Origin of the sequence: Streptomyces sp. NPDC002602 (assembly GCF_042889445.1) — a bacterium.
Taxonomy (GTDB): Bacteria; Actinomycetota; Actinomycetes; order Streptomycetales; family Streptomycetaceae; genus Streptomyces.
The window spans coordinates 42,070-60,486 of the sequence record NZ_JBIAQX010000026.1 but is presented as its reverse complement, the minus strand read 5'-3'; the positions used below and the strand labels follow the sequence as shown (position 1 = coordinate 60,486).

Sequence of the window (18,417 nt, the reverse complement as noted above, 5' to 3'; positions counted from 1 at the left end):
CATTATCGCCCCCCGGATGGGGCCAGTACCGCGTTGACGGTGTTGATCTGCCGGGACAGACGGAAGGGGTCCAGCCTGCGAAGACAGCGCCCGATCAGGCGGGCCCGGTCATCGACGGCCATGCCGGCGACGCCGTGGGTGATGTCGCTCACGTGGTCGCCGTTGCAGGCGTGCAGCTCTCCGGGGATCACCGTTCCCGCCGCCCGGTAGTGGGCGGGAACGATCGGCGCGCACCCGGCCATCACCGCTTCCACGAGCCGCTGCGTGTACTGGCCGGTCGTGACATAACGGTCCGGGGCGATCAGCACCGTGGCGTGCGCTTCCCGGTGCAGGGCCAAGCCCTCCCGGAAGGGAACACGGCCGATAAACCGCACGTGGGGCCACCTGCTGGTGTCCGTCCACTTCCCGGCGACCTCGTGCTCCAGGTGCCGGGCGGCCGGGGCGAAGAAGCCGTCGAAGGCCCTGTCCCGACCGTACTGGTTGCCGACGTATACCAGCGGCAGACGCCGCTCCCGATCAGCGAGCCGATGCGGGTCGGCGGCATCCAGCGCCTCGTCGGCGACGGGGAACAGGAGACTGCGGGCCCCGTGCCGGGGATGGAGCGCCGGTTCACACACGGTCACGTCCGGCAGACGCCGCACCGGATCGGCGGGGGTGAGCTGCTGGTCTTTGTCCCACACCAGCAGCGGCACGCGCCCGCTGTAGTGGGTGAGGAGCTGCTGCTGCCGGTGTAGGTCGCAGGTGTGGCCCTCCGTTCCGCAGGGGGTGGTGTTGCGGCCTGCGATAGGCCAGCGCCATTCGAGGAATAGTGCGTCCAGGTCCGGCAGGCCCACGTCCCACGCGTACGGTCCTGCGACCGGGGTGCGGGTCTCGGTGGTGTCCCGGTCGGCCTGGAGGAAGGTGATGCTGTGTCCGCCGGTGATCAGGCCGTCCACGAATGTCTTGCGGTGGCTGCGCCCGCCGTCGGGGGTGTCGGTGATCCCGTCGCCGAGGAACCCCCAGAAGCTGTAGCCGATCCTCACGCCTGCGTCTCCTCTACCCACCAGTCCTCCAGGAGGAGGGCGTCGATGCCGGACTCGGCGAGGCAGTCCAGGGCGTGGTCGGGGGTGCCGCAGATCGGCTTGCCCTTGATGTTCAGGCTGGTGTTGATCAGCACCGGGACGCCGGTGATTTCCCGGAATTCGGTGAGGACGGCGTCCAGGAACGGGTTCCGTTCGGGCGCGAGGGTCTGGACGCGGGCCAGGCCGTTGGCGTGGACGATCGCGGGGATCTTGTCCCGGGCCAGGTCGGTGACGCCGCTGGCGAACGACATGAACGGCGCGGCCTGTCCAAGGGTGAAGTAATCCGCGGCGGCGCCGGCTAGGACGACCGGGGCGAAAGGCCGGAACGGCTCGCGGAACTTCACGCGGGCGTTCAAGCGTTCCACCACCTCCGGCATGAGCGGGGAGGCGAGGATCGAACGGTTCCCGAGTGCGCGTGGCCCAGCCTCCAGCGCGCCCCGGAACAAGCCGACGATCTTCCCCTCGGCGAGCTGCACCGCGACGTAGCGGGCGGCGTCGGCCGGGCTGTGGGCGGTCATGCCGGGCCGGGGAGCCTCACCGAGGTCGATCCTTTCGAACGAGGGGCCCAGGTAGCACTGGTCCCGCACCCCGGCCACGAGCTGCGGGGCACGGTTCTGGTGGACGGCCAGGGCAGCGCCCGCAGCGGTGCCAGAGTCGCCCGGGGCCGGGGGGACGAACACCTCGTCGTACCCGGCCTTCTCCACGATCTTGCCGATGCTGACGCAGTTCAGTGCCACCCCGCCGCCCATGCACAACGCACGCTCCCCGGTGCGGTACCGGGCCTGCACAGCCAGGTGGACCATGACCTGCTCGGTGCGTTTCTGGAGGGCCGCCGCGAGATCGGCGTGGACCTGGCCGGGTTCCTCACCGACCCGCCGGGCGGGGCAGGTAGCAGCGACGAACCCGGCCGACAGGCGGGGGTAGCGGCTGGAGATCACCCGCAGCGGGAACCAAGCCGGGTTGAGCGCGAACGCATCCGCGGTCAGGGGGATCGCGTCGGCGAACAGGCCACGGAAGCGGGCGGGGTCGCCGAGGGCGGCCAGCGCCATCACCGTTCCCTCCTCGTCGCCGCGCCGCCATCCCAGATGCTCGGTGACCGCTCCGTAGGCGTATCCGAGGGACGCCGGGTCCGGCAGGGACCACCTGCCGCTCAGGCTGATCCCGCCCTCGCTGCGGCGGGCGGCGCAGATGGAGGTGGTGGTGGTCTCCCCGAGGCTGTCCACCACGAGGACCGCCGCCCGGTCGAACGGGGAAGCGGCGAACGCGTACAGGCCGTGGGCGCGATGGTGCTCCACTCCGTGCAGGGCCGCGTTGGGGAAGCGCTGCCCGAAGGCCCGGAGCCGCTGGGAGGCACGGTGGTGCACGGTCAGGAAGCTCCGGGAGCGGGGCAGCGCCCGCTCGGCGGCCCCCGGCCGCAGGTGCCGCAGCGGCAGCGCCCCCTTGAGGTAGAGGCGGGGCGCGAAGTTGTACGCCACATCGGTTACATCCTCGGGCCGCAGACCGGCGGTCTCCAGCAGCCAGGCGACCGACCGCTCCGGGTATGCGCCGGTGTGCTTGTCCCCGTTGAGGCGTTCCTCCTCGACCAGACCCACCAGCGCCCCGTCGGCGATGAGCGCTGCGGCCGAGTCGTGCGTGCCCGAGCACAGGCCCATCACTACCGGTCCCATCACGCGGCCCTCCCGTCCAACGTCGAATACCAGTTGTTCAGTCCCGCGCCGAGGACCCCACCCGAGTAGGCGACCATGCCCCGCGCATCCGCGCGGTCGCCGCTCTTCCATACCCGGTAGCTCCGCATCACCTCAGCGAACTCATCCCACGGCGCTGCCGGCCTGTCCCCGGAAACGATCTGGCTCATCAGCAGGTCGAAACCATCCCAGGGCACGGTCAGCGGGTCCATGGCCCGGCTCGGCTCCGGCACAGTCGCCAGCGCCTTCGCGTCGGGGATGTTCTCCTCGTACAGGTGCAGGGAGTCCACATGGTGGTGGTACGCGCCCAGTTCGGCGCCGAGCCAGTGCGCCATCAGCTCATGCAGGATCGTCGCGGTGAACAGGTCGTAGCAGAACCCCAGCCACAGGTCCTGGCTGCGCATCGTGGTGTGCATCTCCAGGCGGCCGTCGCGCAGGTAGAACCGGTAGCCGAGGGTGCAGGGGACGTCGCTGTGGTGCGGGATGTCCCGGTCGGGGTCGTAGAGCTGGATCAGTGCGCGCCGGGAGTCGGGGTCGGCCAGCAGCGTCCGGCGGACGTGGTCGAGTTGGTCGTGCCCCGGCCGCCAGGCCCGTAACCGTGGCCCGTACGCGCCGCGGAGAACACCGCCGTCGGCGTAGCGGGCCATGCGCTGGTTGTAGGTGTAGATCCACGGCTCGTCCGAGCCCGAAAGAATCCACACCGCCTCCGCGGCGGCGAACGCCGCGTTCAGGACGCGCACGGGCGGCAGGCTCACCATGCGGCGCCGCGGATCGGTCAGCGTCAGGTGCGCGCCGATGACCTCGGTGGTGGCCATCCCGCGCGGCTTGACCGTCCGCCCCTCAGCCAGCACAGCGGCACAGGCAGCGGTGAACAGATCGTTCGTGGACCCAGCACTGACGTGGATCATGCGACACCCCCGGCCAGAACCGAGCCGGTGGCCTGGGTCCACTCCCACTGCCGGGCGATCCCCTCCCGCAGCCCCACAAGAGGCCGGTACCCGAGAACCGCGTCGGCCAGGCCCGGATCGGCCTCCGTTGCCTGCGGGTCGCCGGACCTGGATGCCACCTCCACATAGGGGACGAGGCTGCCGGTGACCTCCTTCACCATGTCCAGCAGGTCACGCATCGACACCGTGAGCGGCCCGGCCACGTTCACCGCCCTGCCGGTCTGCTCCGTGTGCGCGGCCTGCATGATCGCGGGGACGACGTCACCGACGTAGGTGAAGTTACGGCGCTGCCAACCGTCCCCGTACAGGCGCATCGGCTGGCCGGTGCGGACCGCATCCAGCATCCGGGATATCGCCATGTCGTCGCGCTGCCGGGGCCCGTACACGGTGAAGAACCGCAGGGCCACCGTCTTGGTGGCGGCATCCGGGCGGGCGGCGTAGGCCAGTGCAAGCTGTTCCGTCGCCATCTTCGACACCCCGTAAGGGGACAGCGGCAGCACGGCGTCGTCCTCGCGGGACGCCCTGCTGGTGGTGCCGCCGTACACGCTGGACGAGGAGGCGACCACAAGCCGGGGAATCCGGGCCTGCTCGCACGCTTCGATCAGGCGGTGGGTCGCGGCGATGTTGTCATGGATGTACGACAGGAAGGCTTTGCCCCACGATCCACGGACTCCGGTGGCGGCGGCGAGGTGGAAGACCACGTCCACTCCGTCGAGAAGATCGGTCAGGCGGGCGTCGTCCACGTCGGCGTGCCGGAACGCGAACGCGGGCGAGGCGAGCGCCGGGGCCAGGTTCCGGGCGGCAACGGCATCCCGCTCCGGAGACCTCCGGTCCAGTCCGGTTACCGGCCAACCGCGTGCGAGGAGTTCGTCCACCAAGTGCGAGCCGATGAATCCTGCGGCTCCGGTCACCAGCGCCTTACGAGCATCTTTGCGGTTCAAGCGTCCTCCAGGGACTGCTCAGCTTCCTCCCGGCGCCTTGCGCGGAAGGTGGTGCACGCCTGCTGTTCGTGGGGGTGCTTCAGCCGGTCCGGCCGGATGCCTCGACGGATCGTGTACGGCCAGGACCGGGAAACCGGCGGCTGTTGCGGGATCCGCAACATCGGATCCGCTACGGCTGCGGAGCGTGGGCGGCGTACCGCATCAGGTAGAAGACGGACTTGCCGAGGAGCTGGAGCATCGCGGCCGGGTCGCCTCCCTGCTCCTCCAGCAGGCCACGGGCGTACGCAACGGTGCGGGAGGCGACATCCCGCGCCCGGCCGTCCGCCAGACTCTCTGCGTATCGCTGGGCCGGGTCGGCACACACCTCGATGTACGAGCGCAGCCGCTTACGCACCTCATCGGCCGCCGGGTCCGTCGGCCTGCCAGTGGCGAGAGCGAGAGCAAGGCCCACGTCCCGCCCCATGTCGATCCAGGTAGGCACCGGAGCCCTGCTCACGACGGTCACCGCCCGGTGTCCTTGGGCGAGACGGGGAGATCCAGGTACTCCTCGATCTCCGCACCGGACCAGCCCTCGGGGCTGCCGTGCTGCTCACGGAACGCGCCGCCCGGAGTGGGGTCCTCGCCCGGCAGCAGGCTAGTCCGCGCGAGGAAGGCGTTCCAGCCGCGGCCGGCGCGCTCGACGAGGGTGGTGGACGGCTGACCGGCCAGGCCGCTCCGGCCGGTACGGGTGGGAAGCGGTGCTCTCTGCTGCTGGCGGTTGGCCATCGCGGGTCTCCGGGGGCTGAGTGGTGGTTGCCGCTGCCCGCCTCCGTCAGGGGACGCGGGGACGGGCAGCGGCCGTCTACGCCGCCCAGCCGGAAGGGGAACGGGATTTCGGGGGTTCCGGCCATTCGGTGTGATCAGTGAACTCCCAACCGGACACGGGGAGTACGGTGTTGGGCACTCACAGCGGTTTACACGGTTTATGGGTCATGAGGGGACGCATGGCATCCGAACGCACGCCCAACGACGCGTTGGCGCAGGTCATCGCCCTGACGGGCATGACGAACCACGCATTAGCCCAGGCCGTGCAGCGTGTCGGTGCCGAGAACGGCGACGAACTCCAGACGAACAAGTCAACCGTCACGCACTGGGTTCGCTACGGTGTCAAGCCATCCGGCAGCGCCGGGAGGTACCTCGCCGAAGCACTGTCGCGACGCCTGGGACGCACCGTCACCCTGGGGGAGATCGGCCTCATCGAGCCCACCCATGATCTGCTGGACTGGCGCACGGATACTCTGAGCGCCCTGGCCGATCTCGGGAGGACCGACACCGTGGACATGGACCGCAGACGGGCCCTGGGGACTGCGGCCTACTCGCTCGCCGGCCTGGCCCTGCCAGGCAGCTCCTGGTGGGACCGCATGGCCGAACAGGGCAACCGACGGCGCGCCGGCCGCGCCGTCGTAGGCCGCGGCGACCTCGACGCCGTCCGCGACATGGCAGCCCTGTTCTCCACGATGGACCAGCGCCACGGTGGAGGCCACGCCCGCACCGCCGTCGTGCAGTACCTCGTTGGCGAAGTCTCCACCTACCTCAACGGCACCTTCACCGACGACCAAGTACGGCGGGGGATGTACTCCACCGCCAGCGAACTCGCCTACCTGTCGGGGTGGATGGCCTTCGACAACGGAGACCACCCGGCCGCACAAAAGCAGTTCACCGTGGCAGTGAAGCTCGCCGCCGAGGCCGACGACGCCGCGATGGCCGCTCACGTCATCCGCGCCATGGCCCACCAGGCAAACGACCTCGGGCATTCCCGGCCCGCCCTGGCCCTCGCCGCCGCCTCGGTCGACGGCAAGCGGTACACCGAGGCCAGCCCCCGCGAACGCGCCCTCCTCGGGGTCGTCCACGCCCGCGCCCTCGCCGCGACCGGGCAGCCGAAGGCCGCCACCCACGCCCTCCTCCACGCCGAAAACGACCTCGCCGCTGCCCGCGAAGGGGACGAAGAACCGAGCCGCGTGTTCTTCTTCCAGGAAGCCTCCCTCGCCCACGAGACCGCCCTCGCCCTGCGCGACATAGGCGACCTCCCAGGTGCCGAGCAGCATCTCCAGCGCAGCGTCCGCACCCGCAAGGCGACGTCCTTCAAACGGACCCACGCGGTGACCCTCGGCCATCTCGGCGGCATCCAGGCCCGCCAGCACCGCATCGAAGAAGCCTGCGCAACGTGGGCCGCCGCCCTCGACGCCATGGACGGAGTCCGCTCTGGCCGCACCCGTCAGGCCGCCACCGACATGCGCACCGCCCTGTCCCCGCTCCGGCAGCGCGGCATCCCCCAGATTGCCGACATCGACCGCCGGGCCGCCGCGTACCTCGCCGCAACCGCCTGACCCTGACCCTGACCCTGACCCTGACCCTGACCCTGACCCGCAGGAAGGAACCCCTGTGCCAGACCGCGAAACGTTCGAAGTGGAAGTCCTCGGTCACGTTATCGGAGGCCGGATAGAGCCCACCGATGACTACTGGGGCGGCACCCAGGCCATCATCCGCCTCGACGGCAGCCGCTTCACCCCGGACGCGACTCAGGGCCTGGAGGAGTTCTCCCACTTGGAGGTGGTCTTCCGCTTCCACCTCAGCGATCCCAACGACATGCCCCTCCAGCCGCGCCGCCCCCGCAACAACCCGGACTGGCCCGCCGTCGGCTTCGTCGGCCACCGCAACATGCGGCGACCGAACTGGCTCGGCATCTCCCGCTGCCGTCTGGTCAAGGTCGACGGCCTGGACCTTCACGTCGAAGACCTCGACGCCGTGGACGGAACCCCCGTCTTGGAAGTGAAGCCCTGGTTCGAGGAGATGGGCCCGCGCGGCAAGGTCCGTCAAGCGCAGTGGACCACCGACATGCTCGGCGACTACTACGCCCCCACCAAGGACTGACCACCGGCTTCGGGGCCGCCCCCAGAGCGCGGAGACAGTACAACGACAGCAGCTCAGAGGGCAGCACGCAGTGAGCTGAAGGGGTGCGGCTGTTGTCCAACACCCCCAACACGTGCATGGATGCTTGAGCGCCGAGTACCGCGCGCCTGGCCGATTTCAGCGTCGACTGGGCGGCGTGGGAACGCACCGGGAGAACCTTCGCGGTCGTGCGCACCCTGGTCTCCGCGGTCAACGACGCCTACGACACGACCACCGGTCGGCCAAGGCCGGGGCGCTGCGGGCGCGGGCGGCGGCGATGCAACGCCTGGAACGACAGCCGGCCGACCGCGGTGTCCCAGACGACGAACTCGCCGCCGAGGACCCGGCCGCCGGGGCGCTGCCCGGCGGCCGCCACCAGGTCCGACCACCGCGGTCCTGGGCTGGCGCCCCTCGCCGGCCTCCTGTCGCTGACCAGGCATGAGCGACGAGAGCGTGATCACGATCGAGATCCGGGGCCACGAGAAGGCTGCGCTCGAAGTGGCCCACCGGATCTCCAGCCTGTTCCTGTCCAGCGGTCCGTGCCGGCTGCGGCGTACGCCCGGCGAGGATGAAGTGGAGGTTCTCGTCCACGCGGACGTCGGCAGGGGTGTCGGTGAGGTGGCTACCTCGACCCTAAGGAGGCGGCGGGCGCAGGTTCGTTTCTGCGGTGAATCGGGCCGTCCGCCAGCGCCTACGACAACGTCGTCGTGACGGACGCGGCCCGGCTCGACGTCGACCATTTCTTATCCGTACCTGCGACGGAAAATTAGGATCAAAAATGCTGGTCATCGCGTCAACGGCATACCGCTGACAGCTTTCCAGCGTCCCAGCTGCTAGGACTGTCAGTGAGGTGGGTGATGCTTTCCCTGTGACGACCCAGGACAAGAACCCGATCGACAGTCAAGCCGCCGGCGACGGCCTGCCTGATCCGCTTTCCTTGATCGAGGACATTGACTGGGCTGGGCTGGAGCATGCCTACGGACCGGCGGAGGACACGCCGGTTCGCCTGATTCAACTTCTAGCCGAAGAGCCGGAGGTCCAGGCCGAGGCGTTGGGGGTGCTCGACATGTCGGTCCTGCATCAGGAGTCCTTGTACAGCGCGACGGCGCCGGCCGCGCTGTTCATCGCTGCGATCCTGCACGACCCCCGCACGCTGGCCCAGCACGAGAGCTACTTTCCGTGGGATGACCGCTCCCGAACGTTGCGCGCCGCCTTGCTTGAGTGGCTGGGCCGGGTAGCGGACTCGGCCGCCTACGGCGAGAGGATCGGTGCCGACGACGGTAACGACCCAGGAGCCACCGATGCCGTAAGGGCCGTTCGTGGACCGATCTACAACGCCGTCACCGCGCATCTACTCGCGCCGGATCCAGCGGTCCGGGAGGCAGCCCTCGGCGCTACCACGGCACTCCTGCAGGCTCCAGACCTGGCAGGGCAGATCATCACAACCACCCGGGTACTGCGACGCCTGCTCGCCGAGAGCACCGACCGTCGTGAACGCGCGGCCACCGTTCTGACCATTGGGTCCTGGGGCGAGGACACCACAGCACTGCTCACCGATCCAGACCCCGCCATCCGGGCCTGCGCGGCGCTGGCACCCGGCTGTTTCAACAACGGCCAGGCGGTGCAAGTGATCCTCCGCGCCTTGCTCGATCCCGCCAACGTCGACTCCTGGCTCCCGGAGCCCACCGCCGTCGATCCCTGGATCGCAGACCCGCTACCTCAGATCGAAGGCCGTCTACGGCACGCACTGCTGGCTGCGGCCATCGAGCGCACCAACGACTTCGAAGAACTTCTCGCGGTCGCCCTGGCCTGCGTCCCCTTCTGCAGCAACCTCACCATCGGAGACGACTGGGGCCCACTGCTCGCTGCGGCGTTCCCGTCCGGCTACAGCCCGGGTACCGAGCTCACACCGGCCCAGCACCGCTTCCTCAGTGCGCTCGCTGATCGAGACGTGTGCTGGCGCTACACCAACCTCATCGCGTCCTGGTTCCAGGACATCGGCCTTCCCGCAGACCGGAATGCCATCAGAGCGCTTCTGGGATCCGCTCGTTGAAAGACTCTGGGCATGATGTCGGAGGGTGCCTCGATTCATATCAACTGTCACGTAATGGCCCACTCTGTCGGACTCGATCCGGCGGCCGGGCTCAGACTGCGACACGAGTGGGCACGGCGTCGGCACGTCCGTAGGCGAGCACCTGGGCGAGGACTTCGCGGAACAGGCGCACGTCTTCAGCCGGTGCTTCGATGACGGCTTCGATCTCGCCGTCGCTCAATCGCAGGTCCTCCAGTGCCTCAGGACGGAGCGAGACGCGTAGGACGTTGCCTTCCAGCACGGCTTCGCGGACACAGCCATACGCGGTCCCCTGCCCAGCTGTGACCAGGCAGTGCGTGTCCATGCCCAGGGCGACCTCCTGATCATCTGGGTCTTCCTCGCCTGCCATGCACATCAAGATGAAGCCGCTTCCGTCCTCGTTCTCGGCGAGGGCAGCTTCGGTGAAGCAGCCGTCAGGGTCGATCTCGGTTGTGGCAACACGAGCAGCGAATCGGTAGGTCATGAGGGGGTTCTATCAGCGCGTTCGGCCGAGGAGCGAGGCAGGGGCGGGGCGCCAACGATTCGCCTCCAAGCGATGGCGCTTCATGACGCGGACTCCGCGCTCCCTGGGGGAAGATCGTGAACCTCCGGATTGGGAATTGCGTGAGCGTCCACAAATCACTCCGGTTCGTACGCGGCCAGGCGGCGCCGAAGCTGCAGGTTCTCGCCGTGAGCCACCTCCAGGGCCTTCCGTAGCCGCGCGATCTCCTCGCGGTGGGCCTGCTGCTGCTGTGAAAGGCGTGCGCTCAGGGCTCGTACCGCCGCCGAGGTCGACGAGGGCGCTTCGCTGTCCGCCTGACGCATTCCGGAAACCTGGCCACCTTTCGCACGGTGTTGATCAGCAGCCGTCTGGCCTGCGGATAGTCGTCCCTGCCGTGGGCCTTCCACCAGCGGCGGATGGATTCGACGGCGAAGGCGGCGGTGTCGTGGTCGGTGCCGACGCTGACCCAGCCGGTGTTCGCGGCGAGGTCGTAGATGCCGTAGGGCACGGCCTTGCCGAGTTCCTTGTCCGGGAAGTCATGGGTGCTGACCCGCTCGGGGTCGCCTGAGGGTCGCCACTCCCGGCCCCCGTTCTTCAACGGCCCCATGACTTCCTTCTTCTATGGTTACCTGGTGCTCGTTGGTGGCGGCCAGTGCGCGGAACTCGGCCGAGCGCGCGTGGACGACAGCTTCGAGGACGGCTTCCGCACCGGTCTGCTCATCGGCTGTGGCGCGGCCGTGGTCTCGGCGGCCGTGGCCCTGCTCATCCGCGCGGTAGGCACCGCCGCCGACGACCCGGAGGAGGCCTGGGGCCCCGGTGGACCGGGCACCGGCCCGCGATTGAACGGCCTGTTCGTTCCTGCTGTTTCACCCCGGGGGTGAGCCCCCTCATAGGTCATGGCGGCTGCGGGCGTTCAGCCCAGTCCGCAGCGGACGAGCGAGGCATGGACCAGGGCGAGTCCCTCCGCCCTCCAATGGTCCCGGTCGGGCATCTGGTCCGCGCGGCGCCAGCGCCAGGCCGAGAACATGGCCCAGTCCACGGCGCGGCACCGGTGCAGGAGATCCGGGTCGGCCCCCGCGTAGTGCTCCGCCACACCGTCGGGAGCGTGGGCGAGGTCGAACTCGACCGGCCCGCGACAGCAGGTGGCGAGGTCCACGAAGAGCAACCCCCGCTCCGTGGTGAGCAGGTTGCCCTCGTGCGGCTCGCCGTGCAGCAACTGGTCGCCGGATCGGTCCGCGCCGATTGCGACGCTCACCTCGCTCAGGGTACGGGCGAGTAGTTCCCGATCGGCGCCGGACAGGTCGGGAGACCGCTCCCGGTCGGTCACCTCCCGCAGCGCGCGGGCGGCCCGGTCCGTGAAGTGGGGCGCGTCCAGCTCGACCCGGCGCAGGGCGGCGTGCTGCCGCATGAGCACGTCCGCGTACGCGGACGGCGTGATCTCCACAGCCACCGGTGCGTAGTAGGTCCACAGCGAGACGGCGAACCCGTCCCGTACATACACGCGGGGCTCGCACCGGGGGTCCAGCTCGGCCACCGGGGCGTCAACGACCCCGAGCCGGCGGGCCACCTCTACCTCGAACGCCGAGTCGGCCAGTTGCCACGGCGGCGCGACCCGGGCCAGCACGTCACACGGGAGCAGGCGCAGCGCGACCCGGTCCGAGTTGTGCACGACGACCACGTCGTCCACGTTCAGGCTCAGCTCCGTGGCGGTTGCCCGGGCCGCCTCGATCGCGCGACGCAGTTCCGCAGGCTCCATATCTTTCTCCTCATCGTCGGCTACGCACATCCGGGGACGGCGACGGCAACCCACACGTCGTCGGGCACATCATCCGACATCCGACCCCCGGGAAGATCCGCTTCCGGCCAGCCGAGGGCTCCCGCTATAAAGGGCACGGGCCGGGGCCCGCCGTCTGAGGCGCGGACGGCCCCAGACAAGTGGGTCGGCACGGCACGGCCCGCCGCTGGCGCTTCAGTCGGCCGCATACGCCTTCGCCTGGATGCCGTACAACTCCGCGTAGCGTCCGCTGGCTGCGAGCAGTTCCTCGTGGGTGCCGGACTCGGCGACACGTCCGGAGTGCAGCACGAGGATCAGATCCGCGTCGGTGACCGTGGAGAAGCGGTGCGAGACGATGACGGTGACGGTCCCGGTCCGTGCGCTCAGTTCCCGCGCGCGGGCCATGTAGCGCTCAAAGATGGCGTGCTCGCTGGGCGCGTCCAGCGAAGCGGTGGGCTCGTCCAGCACGAACAGCAGCGGCGCCCCCCTCATCGAGGCCCGGGCCAATGCGGTCTTCTGCCACTGCCCCTCGGACAGGTCTACGCCGTCGAAGCGACGTCCGAGCTGGGTGTCCATGCCGTCAGGCAGACGCCGGAGCAGGGCCTCCGCGTCGGCGGCGCGGACCGCGGCGAGGACCGCGTCGCGGTCCGCGAGCTGCCGTACGTCGCCCAGTCCGACGGTCTGCCCGAAGCGAATCTGAAAGCGGCCGAAGTCCTGGAACGCCGCGCTGCTGCGGGCGTGCCAGTCTGCGGTCACAAGATCGGCGAGGTCGGTCCCGTCGACTCGGATCGTGCCGACGTCCGGCTTGTACAGCTTGCATAGCAGCTTGATCAGGGAAGTTTTGCCGGAACCGTACTCTCCGACGACGGCCACCACGCTACCAGCCGGCAGATGGCAGTCCAGGCCGTCCAGCGTGGGGCGGTCGGTGCCCGGGTACGTGAAGCGCACCCCCTCCAGGGTGATGCCCCGGCGCAGCGCGGCGGGGACGGGCAGGGCGCCGGCGTCCGCTTCCCGCTGGCGGGCGGCGTACGCTCGCAGCCACAGGTAGGCGTCGACCACGCCCGCGCTGCCCGTCGTGCGGCTGACGCGAGCCGCCGTCAGCTGGATCGAGTCCCGCAGGGTCACGGCGACCGTGATGGCCAGCACCACCTCGCCGACGCCGCCCTGGCCACGCGCGGCCCGGTCCAGCAGCAGTACCAGTCCGCCGACGAAGCCCGCAGTGAACAACACCCAACCGACGACCTTGTAGCCCGCCGCCCGCAGACGCGCCCGCATCCGTCCCCGTACCGCCTCGTCCCAGGCGCGTGTCTGCGCCTCGGTGACCGCATGGCCCGCGCCGGAGACCCGGATCTCCTTGCCGCCGGACGCCTCGATGGCGAGGTTGAACAGATGGCGCTGCAACCGGAACGCCTCAGCCGTGTCCGTCTCCGCCTTGGCGACTGCGCGCTGGCCGCGCCTGTCCAGCCACATGGGCACAGGAGTGACCCCCAGCAGTAGCAGCAGCCACGGGCTCACCGTGCCCAGCAGCAGCAGGGTGAGACCCAGCCGTATCGCGCCCGCCACCACGTCTACCACTGTCCACATGCCGTAGACGAGGTTCCACCCGCCGGCTTGGACCACGGTGACGCGGTCCAAGACCTCGGTGCGCTCCAGGTAGTCCAGCGCGTCGAGACCGAGGATCACCTCGTTGATCCGGCGGGTCATGTCCAGCACGCCGACCGAGTCGACCATCAGCATCGTCAGTGTGGAGTCCAGGTAGAGCAGGTACGCGGACAGGGCCTGCGTGGCGGCTGCTGCGGCCCCCGCGACCGTCGCACCCGGCACGTCGCCACGCACGATGCCGTCGACTGTCGCCTGCAGGGCGAGCGCTGTAGCCGCCACGTTGACCGACGCCACGAGTTTGATACCCAGCAGGCCCGCTGTCCGCCAGGGGTGGGCCCGCCGACACAGCTCGATGAGTTCCAGCCAGAGGCGGAGGTAGCGCGACCACCCGCCCGGGACGGTCGGTGCCGTCGCGGTCATATAAGTTCGTCCTCCTCGAGGCGGTCGTCGTACCCCCGGTTGAACCGGTCGGCCTGGATCGCGAACATTTCCGCGTACCGGCCGCCGACTGCCATCAGCCGCTCGTGGGTGCCGGACTCCACCACCCGCCCGCCCTCCAGCAGCACGATCCGGTCCGCCCGGCGTACGGTGGACAATCGGTGCGAGATGAGGACGACACTCGCGTCCCCTTGGTGCGCTGCTAGCCGCTCGAACACCTCGAACTCGGTGCGCACGTCCAGGTGCGCGGTCGGCTCGTCCAGCACCAGCAGCCGCGCGCCCGTCCGCACGGCGTACAGGGCCCGCGCCAGAACCACCTGCTGCCACTGACCACCGGACAGGTCCACCCCGCCGGTGCGAGTCCGCGCCAGGGGCGTGTCCCAGCCGTCCGGCAGCCGCTCCACTACCTCCGTCAACCCCGCATCGCGAGCCGCCTCACGGACCGCCGCCCGGTCCACCGGCACCGCCGCGTTGCCCAGTGCCACGTTCTCCGTTGCCGACAGGTGGTAGCGCACGAAGTCCTGGAACACCACGGCGATGCGCCGCCGCCACGCCACGGGACCCAGTGCCGCGATGTCCAGTCCGCCCGCCGTGATCCTGCCGCTGTTCGGCTCGTACAGTCCCGCCAACAACTTGATCAGCGTCGACTTGCCCGCGCCGTTCAGCCCTACTATCGCCACCAGCTCGCCCGGCCGGATCTCCAGGTTCAGGCCGTCCAGCACCCGCCGTGACGTTCCCGGATAGGCGAACCCCACACCCTCGAAACGCACCGGGACGGCGCCCGGCGCCGCGTCTATCTCCCGAGGGGCCGAGGCCTGCACACCCGACCCCAGGAGCGCCCGCAGACGGTCGACCGCGTGCAGGCTCGCGATCCCAGCGATCACGTCCCGTGGTGCGCCCCCGAACGCGCGGTACAACGCCGGGCCGGCCGCCAGCACCGTCATGGCGACCGCGAGTGACCGCTGGCCCCGTGCCGCGGCCAGCGTCACCACGAGGAATGCGACCGTCATCGGCACCAGCAGCACCACCAACTGCCGCCACTGTGAACGGAGCTGGTGTCGAGCCTCGGCGAAGACCGGATCGTAGAGGGTGTGGATGTGTTCCTCGGAACGGTCCAGCGCCCACCCGCCCAGGCCGTAGAGGCGGATGTCCTTCCCCTCACTCGGCGACACGATCGCGTCATACCAGAGGCCAGCGCGCAGCGCGGCGTCGCTGTTGCCGCGCCAGGCGCGGTACCACCGCATCGAGTCCCGGCGGTTGAGCTGCTGGTACAGCAGGGCCGGCAGCACGAGGACTGGGATCAGCCACCACGCGTACGCGGCCAGCACTACGGAGGAGCTGAGCAGTGTGACGGCGCGTCCGAAGTTGGCGAGCTGGGCCACCGCCCCGGCGCCCGGCGTGCGTTCGGTCCAGTTCTCCGGGTCGGCGCGTGCCAGCCGGATCAGCTGCTGCACCTCCGGTCGTTCCAGCGCCTCGATGGTGTGGCTGGTAGCGGAGAGCCGGGCGACCCTGGCCCGGTGCCTGCCGTCGATCCGGGCCTGCACCGCGTATGCCAGCGGATCGCGCACCGCCTCCAGGACATGGCCGAGCAGCAACACCCCCGCGAAGAGGAACAGCGGCGCCGCGGTGATGGCCAGGGACCCAGACCGCACCTCCTGCACTCGGTCCAAGAGGTGGGCCAGGGCGATAGCACTGGCGGCCGGCACCAGGCCGGCCAGCAGGATTTGGCAGCAGAGAGAGGTGAGCAGGACCGGGCCGGCTGCCCGCAGCAAGGCCAGCAGCCGCAGACGGTCACGTACGGCGTTCGTCATCGCCGGGACTACCTCCGCGGGGTCGACGGTGCGGCCCCGTCCAGGTACCCGGCCCCGCCGGAGTTCACGAGCCCAACGAGGTCGCGCACTCGCAGCCCTTCCAGCGTCGGCACGGCCAGGTCCGCTCCCGCCCCTTCCAGCTCGTGCGCCCGCGAGGCCCCGGTGGCGACGCCGACACACCGCACGCCCGCCGCCCGCGCGGCGCCGACGTCGCTGGTGGTGTCACCGATCAGGACGATGCCGGTCCCGCTGAGCATCTGGCCCCGGGCACCAGCGGCGGCGCGGACGGCCTCCACCGCGCCACGGGCGATGTCCGATCGGGCGCCTTCGGTGTCGCCGAAGCCGCCCAGGTCCGCCAGCCCGGACAGTCCGGTGGCGCGCATCTTGCAGGACGCCACCGTGCGCGCGTTGCCGGTGGACAACCCGACGATCACTCCGTGCCGCCGCAGTTCGGCGACTAGGTCCGCGGCTCCCGGGAGCAGTTCGTGCGCGCAGTCGAGGCCCTCGGTCCCAGCCGTGACCAGGTCGCACATGGCCGCCACGACGGCGGCGCGCAGGCCGGGCGACTCCGCGGAGGACATGCCTACTCCACGCAGGACGAGGTCGATGGTCCCGGCGTCGGTGCAGCCCGCCAGATCATGGCCGTTGACGAACAAGTCACCGCCCTCGTAGCGGAACTCGGCGGGCACACCAGAAATCCGTTCGATCGCGGCCGCCATCGATTCCATGTGCACGCGCTGAAGAAAGGTACCCGGCCGCAGCAGTGTGCCGTCGATATCGAAGACGACGGCGGCTCCCCGGTCGCTGCCCGGCCATATCGAGTGGTCCATGCTCCCCGTCCGTCCATGGCTTTGATTCGCCGCGTCACCGTACCCCAAACTTCCGGCACGGCATTACCGAAGGACCGGCGGAGTGCATTGTTCAACTGCTGCCCGGAGGCAGTTGAACGCACCTTGACAAAGATTGCGGAATTTGCTCGCATGCCGTTCATGAAATTAAGACGGGATTTCTGTTTCCAGTCGTATCGGCACTCGTAGCATGGCGCCCGGACCCCCACCCAGAGGAGTTGTTCGGTGTCGCAGAGCCAGCACGGTGACGACCAGGATCAGGGCCCGCGGGCGGGCGGGCGGAACGGCTCCCGCCACAAGGCGGCGCCCGGCGACGGGCGCGCGGTCCGCTGGCTGGCCGGAGACCACCACGTGCACACCCAATACAGCGCGGACGGCGTGTACCGGGTGATCGACCAGGCCAGGCACGCACGGGCCTATGGCCTCGACTGGCTCGTCATCACCGATCACGGCGGGCACCAGCACAGCAGAATCGGCGTCGACGCGGTACACCCCGAGATCGTCTGCGCCCGGGCCGAACTGCCGGACCTGCTGGTCTTCCAGGGGCTCGAATGGAACATACCGAATGCGGAACACGGGACGGTCTTCGTGTCACCAGGACCGAACGAAGTGACCGTGCTCAAGGAGTTCGAGCAGGTCTACGACGGCTCGCGGATGCTGGCCGCCCACACTGCGGAGGAGAACGAGGCGAGGGCGGTCGCAGGGATCGCCTACCTCGGTGACCAAGTGCGGCGACGGCACGTGGACGCGGCGCTCATGCTGGCCAACCATCCCTCCCACCGAGGCCTGGACTCCCCGCACGAACTCCGTGCCTGGCGGGACGCCGACCCGAGTGTGGCCATCGGTATGGAAGGTGCGCCCGGCCACCAGGCGGGCGGCATTCCGAAACCGCACGGATTCGGTGGCGCCCGGGGCTATTACTACCTGAATCCGACTGCTGCGTCGTTTCCGGGATTTCCGCTGGATGCCTACCGGTCTTGGGGCGGATTCGACTGGATGACCTCGACCGTCGGTGGGCTGTGGGACAGCATGCTGGCCGAGGGCCGACCCTGGTGGATCACTGCGAACTCCGACGCCCACGCCGTACACCTGGACCACGCCCGGACGGGCCCCGGCAGCGACTTCGCCGCCAACGGGCGCAACAACGATCCCGTTTACACCCCGCAGCCCGTCATCGACGGCGACTTCTGGCCCGGCTTCTACTCCAGGACCCATGTCGGCGCGACGGAGTTTGGCTACCGCGCCGTTATGGACGGCCTGCGCTCCGGCCGGGTCTGGGTCGACCACGGCGGTCTGGTCGACTCGGTCGACGCACGGGTCCGGGTGGCCAGCGGTCCTCCCGGGTCGGGGGCCTTGCTCGGCGGCACGCTCACGGCCCGGCGCGGCACCCCAGTGGAACTGCTACTTGAGATCGCGCTGCCAACGAAACCGAACTGGGCCCAGTTCGTTCCGAGGCTGGCCCGCGTCGACCTGATTCGGGGAGCGGTCACCGGCCCGGCGGCCGACCGCGACTCCTTCATCGCCCCGCAGACCCGGGTGATCACGTCGTTCGAGGTCCGCCCCGGCGACCGGAAGCTTTCGGTGCGCGTCAGCCTAGGGCGGGTGGACGAGCCGTACTATGTGCGTCTGCGCGGCACCGACGGCAACCGCTCACGGCCCGGCCTGCTGGGCGCCGACATCGATCCGTACGGGCCGGCGATGGACGTGGACGGAGATCAGGACCCCTGGACGGATCTGTGGTTCTACGCCAATCCGATCTGGGTGTTCCCGGAGTGATCTGCGCAGCTTGCGGCGGCAATGAACGGACCT

General features: G+C 69.8%; 17 protein-coding genes and 1 pseudogene. 6 read left to right on the top strand and 12 right to left on the bottom strand.

The features are described 5' to 3' along the window. Positions 1-2 precede the first annotated feature (2 nt). From ACFYW3_RS36800 to ACFYW3_RS36775, 6 genes are all read right to left on the bottom strand, one after another. Positions 3-1,022 (bottom strand): hypothetical protein, encoded by a 1,020-nt coding sequence (locus tag ACFYW3_RS36800; RefSeq protein ID WP_389388706.1) that lies wholly within the window; start codon positions 1,020-1,022, stop codon positions 3-5. Continuing rightward, positions 1,019-2,728, bottom strand: coding sequence for a carbamoyltransferase (locus ACFYW3_RS36795; protein ID WP_389388725.1), 1,710 nt, complete (start codon positions 2,726-2,728; stop codon positions 1,019-1,021). Before ACFYW3_RS36795 ends, ACFYW3_RS36800 begins: the two co-directional genes overlap by 4 nt. Continuing rightward, positions 2,728-3,654: a thymidylate synthase gene (locus ACFYW3_RS36790; RefSeq protein ID WP_389388705.1), complete on the bottom strand. Its 927-nt coding sequence runs from the start codon at positions 3,652-3,654 to the stop codon at positions 2,728-2,730. The genes ACFYW3_RS36795 and ACFYW3_RS36790 overlap by 1 nt, the downstream gene beginning before the upstream one ends. Next, positions 3,651-4,634 carry an NAD-dependent epimerase/dehydratase family protein gene (locus ACFYW3_RS36785; RefSeq protein WP_389388704.1) on the bottom strand — a complete coding sequence of 328 codons (984 nt, stop codon included), beginning with the start codon at positions 4,632-4,634 and terminating at the stop codon, positions 3,651-3,653. The genes ACFYW3_RS36790 and ACFYW3_RS36785 overlap by 4 nt, the downstream gene beginning before the upstream one ends. A 169-nt stretch (positions 4,635-4,803) precedes the next feature. Further along, on the bottom strand, positions 4,804-5,139 hold the full coding sequence (locus ACFYW3_RS36780) for a DUF6415 family natural product biosynthesis protein (protein WP_389388703.1): 336 nt from the start codon (positions 5,137-5,139) through the stop codon (positions 4,804-4,806). Next, positions 5,136-5,399: a hypothetical protein gene (locus ACFYW3_RS36775; RefSeq protein WP_389388702.1), complete on the bottom strand. Its 264-nt coding sequence runs from the start codon at positions 5,397-5,399 to the stop codon at positions 5,136-5,138. The genes ACFYW3_RS36780 and ACFYW3_RS36775 overlap by 4 nt, the downstream gene beginning before the upstream one ends. A gap of 218 nt (positions 5,400-5,617) precedes the next feature. On the opposite strand from ACFYW3_RS36775, the gene ACFYW3_RS36770 reads away from it, so the two are divergent. The 4 genes from ACFYW3_RS36770 (at position 5,618) to ACFYW3_RS36755 (ending at position 9,615) form a co-directional block, all read left to right on the top strand. Then, positions 5,618-7,000 carry a Tat pathway signal protein gene (locus ACFYW3_RS36770; protein WP_389388701.1) on the top strand — a complete coding sequence of 461 codons (1,383 nt, stop codon included), beginning with the start codon at positions 5,618-5,620 and terminating at the stop codon, positions 6,998-7,000. Positions 7,001-7,055: 55 nt separating this feature from the next. After that, complete coding sequence (locus tag ACFYW3_RS36765) at positions 7,056-7,544, top strand: TrmO family methyltransferase (protein WP_389388700.1); 489 nt, start codon at positions 7,056-7,058, stop codon at positions 7,542-7,544. A gap of 456 nt (positions 7,545-8,000) precedes the next feature. After that, positions 8,001-8,273 carry a hypothetical protein gene (locus tag ACFYW3_RS36760; protein WP_389388699.1) on the top strand — a complete coding sequence of 91 codons (273 nt, stop codon included), beginning with the start codon at positions 8,001-8,003 and terminating at the stop codon, positions 8,271-8,273. Between the two features lie 157 nt (positions 8,274-8,430). Continuing rightward, positions 8,431-9,615, top strand: a complete 1,185-nt coding sequence (locus ACFYW3_RS36755; protein ID WP_389388698.1) for a HEAT repeat domain-containing protein — start codon at positions 8,431-8,433, stop codon at positions 9,613-9,615. Positions 9,616-9,706: 91 nt separating this feature from the next. Here the strand turns inward: ACFYW3_RS36755 and ACFYW3_RS36750 are convergent, their stop codons facing one another. Both ACFYW3_RS36750 and ACFYW3_RS36745 read right to left on the bottom strand, forming a co-directional pair. Then, positions 9,707-10,117 (bottom strand): hypothetical protein, encoded by a 411-nt coding sequence (locus ACFYW3_RS36750; RefSeq protein ID WP_389388697.1) that lies wholly within the window; start codon positions 10,115-10,117, stop codon positions 9,707-9,709. Between the two features lie 373 nt (positions 10,118-10,490). Beyond that, positions 10,491-10,754, bottom strand: a pseudogene (locus ACFYW3_RS36745) (ISAzo13 family transposase); the annotation flags it as partial. Here ACFYW3_RS36745 and ACFYW3_RS36740 point away from each other — a divergent pair. Then, complete coding sequence (locus tag ACFYW3_RS36740) at positions 10,741-11,016, top strand: hypothetical protein (RefSeq protein ID WP_389388696.1); 276 nt, start codon at positions 10,741-10,743, stop codon at positions 11,014-11,016. The pseudogene ACFYW3_RS36745 and the gene ACFYW3_RS36740 sit on opposite strands and share 14 nt — an antisense overlap. Positions 11,017-11,048: 32 nt before the next feature. Here the strand turns inward: ACFYW3_RS36740 and ACFYW3_RS36735 are convergent, their stop codons facing one another. The 4 genes from ACFYW3_RS36735 to ACFYW3_RS36720 form a co-directional block, all read right to left on the bottom strand. Next, entirely contained in the window at positions 11,049-11,891 is an 843-nt protein-coding gene (locus tag ACFYW3_RS36735) for a phosphotransferase family protein (RefSeq protein ID WP_389388695.1), read from the bottom strand. A 213-nt stretch (positions 11,892-12,104) separates the two neighbouring features. Continuing rightward, positions 12,105-13,931, bottom strand: a complete 1,827-nt coding sequence (locus ACFYW3_RS36730; RefSeq protein ID WP_389388694.1) for an ATP-binding cassette domain-containing protein — start codon at positions 13,929-13,931, stop codon at positions 12,105-12,107. Beyond that, the gene (locus ACFYW3_RS36725; protein WP_389388693.1) at positions 13,928-15,760 is read right to left on the bottom strand and encodes an ABC transporter ATP-binding protein; all 1,833 of its coding nucleotides are present in this window, start codon (positions 15,758-15,760) and stop codon (positions 13,928-13,930) included. The genes ACFYW3_RS36730 and ACFYW3_RS36725 overlap by 4 nt, the downstream gene beginning before the upstream one ends. 8 nt (positions 15,761-15,768) lie before the next feature. Continuing rightward, entirely contained in the window at positions 15,769-16,590 is an 822-nt protein-coding gene (locus ACFYW3_RS36720) for an HAD family hydrolase (RefSeq protein WP_389388692.1), read from the bottom strand. 243 nt (positions 16,591-16,833) lie between these two features. Between ACFYW3_RS36720 and ACFYW3_RS36715 the strand changes: the two genes are divergently transcribed. Beyond that, positions 16,834-18,384 (top strand): PHP domain-containing protein, encoded by a 1,551-nt coding sequence (locus ACFYW3_RS36715; RefSeq protein ID WP_389388691.1) that lies wholly within the window; start codon positions 16,834-16,836, stop codon positions 18,382-18,384. The last annotated feature ends 33 nt before the right edge of the window (positions 18,385-18,417 follow it).